Below are 10,524 nucleotides of genomic sequence, written 5' to 3'. Positions count from 1 at the left end.
TGCACGACTTCGCTGGGGGCGGAAGGGGGAGAGTCGGCGAAAGGGCGGGGTTAGGGTCGAGCGGTGAGCAGGATGGGTGACGTCGCCGCAGGGGGCGGGATGCGCGGGGGCGCGCGCGGAGGAAGAGTCTCGCGCAGTGATGCCGAGGGGCAGCGGGCCCTCAACGAGGCCGCGCCCAGGGTGGACGATCTGCTGAAGCGGATCGCCCAGCTGTTCCGGGACCATCGGCCTCGGCTGACCCTCACCGTCGTCCTCGTACTGGTCGGCGCGGCGCTGACCGTGGTGCCTCCACTGCTCACGCAGCTCGCGTTCGACCACGGGTTGTTCCCGCCCGACGGACGGCCCGACCTTCCCGTCCTGCTCGAACTGGTCGGCGTGATGGTGCTCGTCTGGGCGCTCTCGGCCGTCCTCGGCGTCTGGCAGACCTACCTCACGGCCACTGTCGGCAACACCGTGATGGGCCAGCTGCGCATCCGCCTGTTCCGTCATCTCCAGGCGATGGAGCTCGGCTTCTTCACGCGCACCCGCACCGGAGTGATCCAGTCACGTCTCGCCAACGACGTCGGTGGTGTGGCCAGTGTGCTCACCAACACCGTCTCGAGCGTCCTCGGCAACACCGTGACCGTCATCGCGGCCGTCGTCGCGATGCTCCTCCTCTCGTGGCAGATGACGATCGTCGCCTGGTGCTGATGCCGGTGCTCGTGATCGCGCAGCGTCGCGTCGGACAGGTGCGCGCCCGCATCGCGACGAAGACGCAGGAGTCGCTCTCGGAGATGACGGCCATCACGCAGGAGGCGCTGAGCGTCTCAGGGATCCTGCTGGCCAAGAGCTTCGGCAGGCAGGAGTCGGAGGTCGCCCGCTACGCGGACGAGAACGGTCGGCAGATCGACCTCCAGGTGCGCCAGCAGATGTCCGGCCAGTGGTTCTTCGCGACGGTGCAGATCTTCCTCTCGGTCATCCCCGTGATCGTCTACCTCGTGGCGGCCTGGCTCATCCTCGGCGGAACCACGGTCACCGCGGGCACTGTCGTCGCGTTCACAACGGTGCAGGCCCGGCTGATGTGGCCGCTGCTCGGCTTGATGCGCGTCGCCCTCGACCTCCAGACGGCCGGCGCCCTGTTCGCCCGCATCTTCGAGTACCTCGACCTGCGCCCGGCGATCAGCGACAGTGCCGCGGCGCGCGAGGTCGCCGGCGAGCTCGGCCGCGTGCAGCTGGACGACGTCGTCTTCCGCTACCCGGATCAGCCGGAGGACGCCCGACCGACTCTCGACCACGTCTCCGTCTCGATCGAGCCCGGCCAGTTCGTCGCCTTCGTCGGCCCCTCCGGAGCGGGCAAGACGACGGTCTCGTATCTCATCCCGCGACTCCACGACGTCACCGCAGGCGCCGTGCGCTTCGCCGGCACCGACGTGCGCGAGCTGCGCCAGGAGTCGCTCGTCGCCCACATCGGGATCGTCAGTCAGGAGACGTACCTGTTCCACGCGAGCATCGCCGACAACCTCCGCTACGCGCGACCCGACGCGACGCAGGAGGAGCTCGAGGCAGCCGCCCGCGCGGCGAACATCCACGCGACGATCACGTCGTTCCCCGACGGCTACGACACGCTGGTCGGCGAGCGCGGCTACCGCCTCTCGGGAGGCGAGAAGCAGCGGCTCGCCATAGCGCGGGTGCTGCTCAAGGACCCGGCTGTCCTCATCCTCGACGAGGCGACCAGCGCCCTCGACACCGTCTCGGAGCGCGCGGTGCAGACGGCGCTCGACGACGCCGCCCGGGGACGGACCACGATCGCGATCGCCCACCGGCTCTCGACGGTCGTCTCGGCCGACGTGATCCACGTGGTCGAGAGCGGACGGATCGTCGAGTCGGGCACGCACCGGGAGCTGCTCAGCCGCGGCGGGCTTTACGCCTCGCTGTACGCGCAGCAGTCGGAGCCGGCACTGCCTGCCTGACGACGACTACTCGCAGGCGACTCCGTCACCGTCGCGGTCGAGCGAGCGGCTGTAGCCCGCGTCTCCGGTGCGGATCGGAGCGGCGCCCGCCGCCTTCACGGCGGTGCAGTTGGCGTAGGAGACGGAGCCGCTGCCGCTGGAGGGCGCCGCCGGGACGACCTGAGCCGGAGCAGCCTGTGCGGGCACGGCAGCGGACGGGTGGGATCGGTCATGATGTGCTCCTCGGCGGCGGGCCTGCGCCCGCGGTCGGGGCGTCCGGAGCATCGAACCGCCGTCTGTCGGCTGGGGCACGGCAATTCCACGCGGCGGTGCGCTCTCCCCGAGCCGACCGCCCCTCGCCGCGGTGCCGACCGGGCGCGGAGTCACTCCGCGGGACGGTCGGCGAGCATCTGCTCCATCAGCGAGATCTCGGCCTCCTGGGCCTTCACGACCGACGTGGCGAAGTCGGTCGCGACCGTGACGCGGCTCCGGGCGAGCAGCGCCTCCGCCATGTCGATGGCGCCGCGGTGGTGGGCGGTCATCAGCTCGAGGAACATCCGGTCGAAGGCGCGGCCCGAGGTGTTGCCCAGCTCGGTGATCTGCGCGGGTGTCGCCAACCCCGGCATGCTCGAGGGCACCACTCCGTCCTCGGTCCCCATGCCCATCGCCGAGTGCTCGTCGGCGGCTCCGGCCAGCGTCGGCCGGCCCATCCACGTCATCGACGGCTCGGGGGCGGCCTGCGGAAGACCCCACGAGGTGAGCCAGCCGAAGAGCTGTCCGGCCTGCTGCTGCTGGGTGAGCAGGATGTCCTTCGAGACGGTCAACACCTCGGCGTCGGTACTGCGCTCGCGGGCGATCATCGCCAGCTCGGCGCCCTGCAGGTGGTGGACCTGCATGTCGCGCGCGAAACCCGCCTCCGCACTGCTGCTCGACGGAGTGGCGGAGGAGGCGAAGGGAGCGAGGGCGCCGAACAGGTAGCCGCCGGCCGCGCCGAGGAGCAGCGCGACGACCGCAACCGCGGCGACGAGGACGCGGCCCCTACTGCTTGCCGGGCGCATCGATCCCCCCTGTGCAGGGGGCGCCGGGCTCGGGAGCGCTCGAGGACTGCCAGAAGCGCTCGACGAACGCGTCGAGGCGGGGGTCGTCGGGGGAGTCGATCGAGACCTGCGCGTCCCACGCGCTGAGCACGATCGGCGACTCGAGGCCCTCGTAGGGCGAGACGACGGAGTAGGTGTCGGGCATCGCCTCGATCAGCGCGTCGACCTCGCTCTGCGGGAGCGCCGGGTCGTAGGTGGCCCAGACGGCGCCGTGCTCGAGGTCGTGCACGGCGTTCTCCTCGGGCACGGGCTGGTCGTAGACGCCGCAGTTCATCCAGACGGCGTTGTGCGGGCCGCCGGCCGGAGGGCTCTGCGGGTAGTCGACGGTTCCAGCGACGTGCGTCGCGTCGTTCTCGAAGGTCTGCAGCCCGTCGATCTGGCGGGCCTCGACGATCTGCTGGTTGCCGAACACGGTGACGGCGACGATGCCCCCGACCGCGAGGACCGCGAGAGCCGAGAGCGACCAGATCCAGATGCGGGAGCCGCGCTTGCGGCGCTCCTGCTCGCGCTTGTAGGCCTCGAGCTTCGCCTGGCGGGCACGGTTCTTGGCGGACATCGTGTCTCTGGGCACGGCGGCGTCTCTCGTTCTGGTGGCGGTAGGCACCCGGCGGGCGGGGGCGGGCGCCTGAGAGGCGCTCTCAGAGGATAACGAGACAGCCTTCGGATCGGATCAACGCCCGCGGCGGCCGGGGCGCTGGCGCTCGACCGGCAGGTCAGCCCGCGAAGGTCAGCCAGAGCAGCAGGCCGTTGAGCACGATCAGGAACAGCGCCGCCAGCGCGGCGGCGACCGTGGTGAACCAGCGGTTGACCTGATCGCCCATCAGCCGGCGGTCCCGGGTGAGGACCACCAGCGGCACCAGGGCGAACGGGATGCCGAACGAGAGGACCACCTGGCTGAGCACCAGAGCCCGCGTCGGGTCGAAACCGATCGCGAGCACCAGCAGCGCCGGGATCAGCGTCACCATCCGACGGGCGACCATCGGCACCCGGACGTGCAGGAGGCCGTGCATGATCTCTGCTCCGGCGTAGGCGCCGACCGAGGTCGAGGCGAGACCGGAGGCGAGCAGGCCGACCGCGAACAGCGTCGCCACGACCGGCCCGAGGGCCGCGCCGATCGCCGCGTGCGCGCCCTCGAGGCTGTCCGTGCCGGCGACCCCCGCCAGAGAGTGCGCGGCGAGGAGGAGGATCGCCAGATTCACGGTGCCGGCGATGGCGAGCGCGACGGTGACGTCGATCCGGGTCGCGACGAGGATCCTCCGCCGGGCGCGACGCCCTGTACGTGCCCGAAGCGATCGCGGGCGAGAGCGGAGTGCGCGTAGATCGCGTGCGGCATCACCGTCGCGCCGAGGATGGAGGCCGCGAGCAACACCGATTCCGCGCCCTCGAACCGGGGCACGAGACCGGCGATGGCCTCGCCGGCATCGGGCGGATCGACGACCACTCCGACGGTGAAGCCGACGGCGATCAGGACCATCAGCCCCGTGATCACGCGCTCGAACGGCTGCGCTCCGCCGCGTGTCTGCACCAGGAGCAGCACCAGGGAGACGGCTCCGGTCAGCAGACCGCCGGCCAGCAGCGGCAGCCCGAAGAGCAGGTTCAGCGCGATCGCTCCGCCGATCACCTCGGCCAGGTCGGTCGCCATCGCCACCGTCTCTGCCTGGAGCCAGTAGGCCCGGCGCCCCCAGCGCCCACGGATGCGGTCGCCGAGCAGCTCCGGCAGGCTGCGGCCGGTCATCAGGCCGAGCTTGGCCGAGAGGTACTGGATCAGCCACGCCATCAGGTTGCCCAGCACCACGACCCAGACCAGGAGATAGCCGAAGCGGGCGCCCGCCGTCATATTGCTGGCGACGTTGCCCGGGTCGAGGTAGGCGACTCCGGCGACCATCGCCGGGCCGAGCAGCAGGAAGAGGCGGGTGTCGGCCGGGCGCCGCGGCGGAGCGGCGATCGGAGAGCTCATGCGTGGTCCGTTCCGGGGTCGTCGTGGGCGCTCGCGGACCCCCACGATAGGGCACCTCGCGGCGCGGCGACAGCATCTCCGCGGTGCGGCCCGGATGCGCCTCCTGGCCGTCTCACCGCCTCCCGTCACGCGCCCCGGAGCGGTTGCTACGCTGGCGGGATGACCCTGGATCGAGCCCTGCCCGCACGCCCGGAAACCGGGATGGCGTACGCCGAATCGGTGCTCGATCTCATCGGCGACACCCCACTGGTGAAGCTCGGCCCGGTCGCTGCCGAGGTGCGGGCGACCGTCCTGGTGAAGGTCGAGTACCTCAACCCGGGAGGCTCCTCGAAGGACCGCATCGCGACCCGCATCATCGACGCCGCCGAGCGCGACGGCCTGCTCAAGCCGGGCGGCACGATCGTCGAGCCGACGAGCGGCAACACCGGCATCGGCCTCGCCCTCGTCGCCCAGCAGCGCGGCTACCGCTGCGTGTTCGTGCTGCCCGACAAGGTGGGCGAGGACAAGCGGAACGTGCTCACTGCGTACGGTGCCGAGATCGTGGTCACGCCGACCGCCGTCGCTCCGGAGGACCCCGCCTCCTACTACTCGGTCTCGGACCGGCTCGCCCGCGAGATCCCCGGCGCCTTCAAACCCAACCAGTACGCGAACCTCAACGGCCCGCTCAGCCACTACGAGACCACCGGACCCGAGATCTGGCGCGACACCGCCGGCCGGCTCACCCACTTCGTCGCCGGTGTCGGCACGGGCGGCACGATCAGCGGAGTCGGCCGTTACCTCAAGGAGGTCTCCGAGGGCCGGGTGCAGATCGTCGGCGCCGATCCCGAAGGCTCGGTCTACTCCGGTGGCGGGGGCAGGCCCTACCTCACGGAGGGGGTCGGCGAGGACTTCTGGCCGAGCGCCTACGACCCGAGCGTGGTCGACCGGATCATCGCCTCCAGCGATGCGGAGTCGTTCGCGATGACCCGCCGTCTCGCGCGTGAGGAGGGCCTGCTGGTGGGCGGCTCGAGCGGACTCGCCGTCTCGGTGGCGCTGAAGGCGGCCGCCGAGCTCGGCCCCGACGACGTGGTGGTCGTGCTGCTCCCGGACGGCGGGCGCGGCTACCTCGGCAAGATCTTCAACGATCGCTGGATGCGCTCCTACGGCTTCCTCGAACTGCGCGACGAGGGCTCCGTCCGCGACGTGCTCCGCGCCCGCGCGGCCAGCCCGCAGACCGGCGAGCTGCCGGCCCTCGTGCACGCGCATCCCACCGACACCGTCCGCGACGCCATCGGCATCATGACCGAGTACGGGGTCTCGCAGCTGCCGGTGCTGAGTGCCGAGCCGCCGGTGGTGATGGGCGAGGTGGTCGGCGCGGTCGACGAGCGCGAGCTGCTCGACCGGGTCTTCACCGGAACCGCCTCGATGAACGACCCTCTCGGCGACTGTGTGAGCGACTCCCTCCCCCTGATCGGGCTCGGCGAGAGCATCGCCGCCGCCCGCGCTGCCCTCACCGACCGCAGCGCCCTCCTCGTCACCGACGAGGGCAAGCCCGTCGCCGTGATCACACGGCAGGACCTCCTCACCTACGCCACGGCCTGACCGCCGTCGGCCCCCGCACCTCCGACCCAGGGAGCCCGCACCATGCCCAAGAAGCAGCATTTCGACACCCGCGCCATCCACGCCGGTCAGGAGTTCGACCCGACCACCGGCGCGGTCGTCCCGCCGGTCTACCTGACCTCGACGTTCGTCCAGGACGGCATCGGCGGGTTCCGCGGCGGCTACGAGTACGCCCGCTCGGCGAATCCGACCCGCGACTCCCTCCAGGAGCTGATCGCGTCGATCGAGGGCGCGGACGTCGCGTACTCCTTCTCCTCGGGCCTCGCCGCTGAGGACACGCTGCTGCGTGCCGCGCTCGCGCCCGGCGACCACGTGGTGCTCGGCAACGACGCCTACGGCGGCAGCCACCGCCTGATCGACCGCGTGCACGGCGCCTGGGGCGTACGGAACACCCCCGTCGACATGTCGAATCTGCGCGAGGTGCAGCGGGCGATCGTCCCCGGCGAGACGAAGATGCTCTGGGTCGAGACGCCCTCCAACCCGCTCATGACGATCAGCGACATCGCCGAACTGGCCGACCTGGCCCACGCGCACGACCTGATCGTCGTCGTCGACAACACCTTCGCCTCCTCCGCGCTGCAGCAGCCGCTGGCGCTCGGCGCCGATGTGGTGGTGCACTCGACCACGAAGTACCTCGGCGGGCACTCCGATGTCGTCGGCGGTGCGCTGGCGCTGCGCTCGGGGCCTCTGGCCGAGAAGATCGCATTCCTGCAGTTCGCCGTCGGAGCGATCTCGGGCCCGATGGATGCGTGGCTGACGGTCCGCGGCATCAAGACCCTCGGGGTGCGGATGGAGCGGCATTCGACGAATGCGCAGGCGGTCGCGGAGTTCCTCGTCGAGCACCCCGCGGTGACGGCGGTGCACTACCCGGGCCTGCCGAGCCACCCCGGCCACGAGCTCGCGAAGCGCCAGATGTCGCGGTTCGGCGGGATGCTCTCGCTGGAGCTGGCGACCCCTCGCGCGGCCCGGAAGTTCGCGGAGTCGACCGAGCTGTTCCAGCTGGCGGAGTCGCTGGGAGGGGTCGAGTCGCTGATCGGCTACCCGAGCGAGATGACGCACGCGTCGGTCAAGGGCACGCCGCTGGAGGTGTCGGAGTCGCTCGTGCGACTCTCGGTGGGCATCGAGGATCCGGGCGACCTGATCGCCGATCTGGCGGCGGCGCTCCCGAAGCGCTAGGCGTACTGCCCGGGGAGGTTGGTCAACCGTGTTCCCGGTGGCGGTGTGGGGCCGGTGGTGGTTGTAGTGGACCGCACCCGATTCGATGGACTCGGGGTGGACTGCCGGGGTTCCCGAGCTGTAGGAGCCTATAAGGCTTATGCGAAATCTGCTTGATCGAGGTGAAATCGTGCGTGTCGGTCACGAATAACACCGGCTGATCCGCTCTGCTTGAAGAGCAACTTGTAACAGGAACTCTTCACAAAGAGCGTTATTCACAAGGTTTTTACCAGCCGAGTCGGTAAAGTTTGAGTTTTGTGATGGCGGGGATTTCGGTGAGGCGTCCGCGGTAGCCGGTGGCGATGATTTTCCAGTTCTTGAAGTGGGAGATGCATCTCTCGACCGCGGATCGGGTTCTGGAGATTTCCCCGTTCGATTTCTTGGTATTTTCATCGAGAGTGCTGCCGCGGGATCGTCTACGGGGAGTGGTCGCGGTCGTGCCGATACAGCCGGGATCGGCGATCCAATCCGCGTCATCGAGGATCGGTTCCCCACCGCAGAGTGCAAGAGCGGCACGATCGTGGCGGGCACCGGCGATGGGGTCTGACGCGGCGAGGAGGCTGCCGTCCAGGTCTGCGGCTCTCTGCACGGTGATCGAAGTAGAGCAGGTGCCCGTTTTGCGGGGTAACGGTGCGGTAGAGGTAGGAGATCCGGACGAGCTGACCGGCCGCGACGAGATCCTCCCTCGTCGACCAGCGCGATTTCGTGAAGTCCAGCTACTCTCCTCGGACAGCTTGCGACTCGGCACTCGTAGCACTCCTCGGATCTTCGATGAATGTGAGGAGGCGATCCGCGTCGGGCCGCCAGAGTACCGTCTTTTGCGTCGTGACGTAGCCTCCGTTGCTGGCCTCACGAAGGAACGGCTGCTCAAACACCATGAGCAACCCATCGGAGTGGAATTCCTGAAGATAAGCTAGGAGTTCCTCGCGATCACGCTCGAGGAGACCAACAAGCGTCTTGCCAGCCGAAGAAGTCTCGAAGGCAAGCATGTTCGACTCACCGCTCATGTGCCGCTGCATCTCCCGCAAGATCTGGAAATGTTCTAGGTCGTACTTGGCGACGAGGCGTTGAAGCCGATCACGCGCAGGGTCGCCACCTGTGCGCACGAACCCGTTGATAAGACCGATCCAGATGAACTCGCGCTTTTCTTCGGCCGATGTCTCGATCGCGGCACGGTAGGCACGCGTGATGGCCGCGTCAAACTCCTCGTGCATGAGCGCCTGTCGCCAAGCAAGCTCATCGACCTGGTCCTTCAGCTCCGCCACCAGACGTCGCAAACTTTCGATGGCCCGGCGATGCTGCCGTTCGGTGGCTGAGGGCAGCAGCTCATTCGCGAGCCCGCCAAGTTCACCGGCCACAGAAGTTATCATTCGCACAATAGTGAGCGCGAAATCGCCATCGGTCATATCCAGAGGATCGATCTGCGCGCCGGAATTCGACGGCTCAAATTGACTGTCCATAATTCATCCCTTCGTCCTTGCGCGGCTCCTGGTCCGTTCACACCGACTGGATAGCGGTGGCTCTACCTGACATGATCGCCACTATTTTCCGCCACATCTACCTCGTCGGGCGGACAGCTACGCGACCTCATTGCTCTCGGGACGGATGCTGTCTAGGCCAATGATTCTCGCCCCGGAGGCAGGTTCCCGCGGCTTGGGCTCGAAGGTGAAATTGTCCGCGATCCCAATGCACATTCGGATTGCTGGCATGACAGGGGCTAAGACGAAGTTCAGTATCGTCTCAGAGAAGCGGACCGGTGCATGCGCGGGGTGGTACCAGTGACGACGGTCATACCAATCGTGGCTGGGCCTTAGAGCAACGGCGCCGCGGGCCGCGATCAGGCTCAGCGCTATCGTCAACGAGATGAGCGCCGTCCGGTAGGCGGCGACGCCCAACACCACCGAGGCTGGCAGCAGGAGGAGCCAGGCGACCTCGGCGCCGTGGACGCGCCAACGCAAAGGATAGAGCCCCGCGGCCACGGAGGCTATCCACGCGGCGGGCGCGATCGCTGGACGAGCGAGCCAATTCGCAACTGCGTCGATCCAGGACACGTCGGTGACGCCGAAGACGTGCGCAACCTGGTATGCCGCAACAACCGGGTCCGCCGTGATATCGCGGAGCTGGTCGACGTGACCCCAGTTGAGCTGGATCGTCGCCCCGAGCAGCAGCGCAAGACCGATACTCACGGCCGAGGAAGACAGACGCTTCACGACCTTCTTCAACCGGTCGTTGAACGCCCCGAGCAGCACGCCGGTGCCCATCGATATCGGATCAGCCATGCTCTGTGTCCCTTCGCATCCGTACCTGCAGGAGACTACGCGGAACCACCGACAACGAACGCCACCTCCGAGTTCGCGGTTCCGAGAGGTCGCGTTGACGAACCGAACTCCCAGTTGAGTTGCTCGGCGCGCTGGCCCTCTGCATCGAGCAAGAACAACTCCGGGGGCTCGATCCCGATCCACCCGGTGATTTGCTCGACGCTGGCAAGTGAGAGATTACGGCTGCCGCGCTCGACCTGGCCGACGTAGGTCAGGGACTTGCCGACCTGGTGGGCCAGGTCTTCTTGGGAGAGGCCGAGGCGCTTACATGCGGTGCGGCGGTTGCGGCCGACGATGGCGTGAGGTGCCCCTGAGGTGCCCTATTCTTTCTGGAGCACCACGGAATTGGTAAGATTGCGGCGTTGACCGAAAGGATTGTCGGCATGTCCCAGTTCCCATGGGAAATAATG

At 68.5% G+C, this 10,524-nt stretch carries 9 protein-coding genes and 2 pseudogenes; 3 read left to right on the top strand and 8 right to left on the bottom strand.

Going from position 1 to position 10,524, the window contains the following annotated elements; translation table 11 throughout:
* The first annotated feature begins 72 nt into the window (after positions 1 to 72).
* Positions 73 to 1,949, top strand: a pseudogene (locus tag ACH61_RS11760) (ABC transporter ATP-binding protein).
* 6 nt (positions 1,950 to 1,955) lie between these two features.
* Here the strand turns inward: ACH61_RS11760 and ACH61_RS11755 are convergent.
* From ACH61_RS11755 to ACH61_RS11740, 4 genes and pseudogenes are all read right to left on the bottom strand, one after another.
* The gene (locus tag ACH61_RS11755) at positions 1,956 to 2,135 is read right to left on the bottom strand and encodes an excalibur calcium-binding domain-containing protein (protein ID WP_068212269.1); all 180 of its coding nucleotides are present in this window, start codon (positions 2,133 to 2,135) and stop codon (positions 1,956 to 1,958) included.
* Positions 2,136 to 2,311: 176 nt separating this feature from the next.
* On the bottom strand, positions 2,312 to 2,986 hold the full coding sequence (locus ACH61_RS11750) for a DUF305 domain-containing protein (protein ID WP_068212268.1): 675 nt from the start codon (positions 2,984 to 2,986) through the stop codon (positions 2,312 to 2,314).
* A complete protein-coding gene (locus ACH61_RS11745; protein ID WP_236713661.1) occupies positions 2,967 to 3,596 on the bottom strand; it encodes a DUF3105 domain-containing protein in 630 nt (209 codons plus the stop codon). The genes ACH61_RS11750 and ACH61_RS11745 overlap by 20 nt, the downstream gene beginning before the upstream one ends.
* Positions 3,597 to 3,738: 142 nt before the next feature.
* Positions 3,739 to 4,982 (bottom strand): annotated as a pseudogene (locus ACH61_RS11740) (Nramp family divalent metal transporter).
* Positions 4,983 to 5,183: 201 nt separating this feature from the next.
* Between ACH61_RS11740 and ACH61_RS11735 the strand changes: the two are divergent.
* The gene (locus ACH61_RS11735; protein ID WP_068212265.1) at positions 5,184 to 6,563 is read left to right on the top strand and encodes a cystathionine beta-synthase; all 1,380 of its coding nucleotides are present in this window, start codon (positions 5,184 to 5,186) and stop codon (positions 6,561 to 6,563) included.
* A 42-nt stretch (positions 6,564 to 6,605) separates the two neighbouring features.
* Positions 6,606 to 7,757: a cystathionine gamma-synthase gene (locus ACH61_RS11730; protein WP_068212263.1), complete on the top strand. Its 1,152-nt coding sequence runs from the start codon at positions 6,606 to 6,608 to the stop codon at positions 7,755 to 7,757.
* A gap of 265 nt (positions 7,758 to 8,022) precedes the next feature.
* Here the strand turns inward: ACH61_RS11730 and ACH61_RS17465 are convergent, their stop codons facing one another.
* From ACH61_RS17465 to ACH61_RS19360, 4 genes are all read right to left on the bottom strand, one after another.
* Positions 8,023 to 8,385 (bottom strand): transposase family protein, encoded by a 363-nt coding sequence (locus ACH61_RS17465; protein WP_158286088.1) that lies wholly within the window; start codon positions 8,383 to 8,385, stop codon positions 8,023 to 8,025.
* A gap of 127 nt (positions 8,386 to 8,512) precedes the next feature.
* A complete protein-coding gene (locus ACH61_RS17460; RefSeq protein ID WP_068212261.1) occupies positions 8,513 to 9,256 on the bottom strand; it encodes a hypothetical protein in 744 nt (247 codons plus the stop codon).
* Between the two features lie 117 nt (positions 9,257 to 9,373).
* Positions 9,374 to 10,075, bottom strand: coding sequence for a hypothetical protein (locus ACH61_RS11720; protein WP_068212259.1), 702 nt, complete (start codon positions 10,073 to 10,075; stop codon positions 9,374 to 9,376).
* 35 nt (positions 10,076 to 10,110) lie between these two features.
* Complete coding sequence (locus ACH61_RS19360; RefSeq protein ID WP_082845226.1) at positions 10,111 to 10,410, bottom strand: helix-turn-helix domain-containing protein; 300 nt, start codon at positions 10,408 to 10,410, stop codon at positions 10,111 to 10,113.
* Positions 10,411 to 10,524: the final 114 nt, after the last annotated feature.

The organism is Rathayibacter tanaceti, from assembly GCF_001634385.1.
Taxonomy (GTDB): Bacteria; Actinomycetota; Actinomycetes; order Actinomycetales; family Microbacteriaceae; genus Rathayibacter; species Rathayibacter tanaceti.
Note: the sequence above shows the minus strand (reverse complement) of the source record. Positions and strands in the feature narration are given on the sequence as shown.

What these genes read in the sequence shown, in the direction of transcription:
- ACH61_RS17460 (WP_068212261.1), bottom strand. Translation starts at nt 9,256, where the DNA reads ATGGACAGTCAATTTGAGCCGTCGAATTCCGGCGCGCAGATCGATCCT.
- ACH61_RS11730 (WP_068212263.1), top strand. Translation starts at nt 6,606, where the DNA reads ATGCCCAAGAAGCAGCATTTCGACACCCGCGCCATCCACGCCGGTCAG.
- ACH61_RS11750 (WP_068212268.1), bottom strand. Translation starts at nt 2,986, where the DNA reads ATGCGCCCGGCAAGCAGTAGGGGCCGCGTCCTCGTCGCCGCGGTTGCG.
- ACH61_RS11735 (WP_068212265.1), top strand. Translation starts at nt 5,184, where the DNA reads ATGGCGTACGCCGAATCGGTGCTCGATCTCATCGGCGACACCCCACTG.
- ACH61_RS11720 (WP_068212259.1), bottom strand. Translation starts at nt 10,075, where the DNA reads ATGGCTGATCCGATATCGATGGGCACCGGCGTGCTGCTCGGGGCGTTC.